The organism is Rhizobium sp. 18055, from assembly GCF_902706285.1.
In the GTDB taxonomy this organism is placed as follows: Bacteria; Pseudomonadota; Alphaproteobacteria; order Rhizobiales; family Rhizobiaceae; genus Rhizobium.
On the sequence record NZ_CACSKD010000283.1, the window covers coordinates 1 to 441 of the forward strand.

Genomic DNA, 441 nt, shown 5'->3' on the forward strand with positions numbered 1-441 from the left:
CTCTTCATGCGGTGCATCTCCATGATCGTGTCCAGCGGTGCGGTCCTGCCGGCCAGTGCGATGTCCAGGGCCTGCCCGCCGGCTGCGCCATCGGCGGAGACGGCCCGCGCCAGTTCGCGCACGAGCGCGATGCGGCGCTCGCCCGGAGCGTCCGTGCCTGCGAGGGTGAGGAACGCGTGCGCCTGCAGCGCGTCGCCGACCAGGATCGCGGTGGCTTCGCCGAACCGGACGTGCACCGTCGGTCGTCCGCGGCGCAGCACGTCGTCGTCCATCGCGGGCAGATCGTCGTGGACCAGGGTGCAGGCATGCATCATTTCGATGGCGGCACCGACGTCGTCGAGCACCTGTGCCGGCGCGTCGATCAGTGCGCCGGCCGCCATGCAGAGCAGAGCGCGGGTGCGTTTTCCCCCTTGCAAGGTGGCGTAGCGCAACGCCACCATC

General features: G+C 70.7%; 1 protein-coding gene. It reads right to left on the reverse strand.

Annotated features, from left to right (window positions below):
* Positions 1-441: polyprenyl synthetase family protein (locus GVL52_RS29125; protein WP_200848006.1), on the reverse strand; the 441-nt coding region annotated here is incomplete at both ends.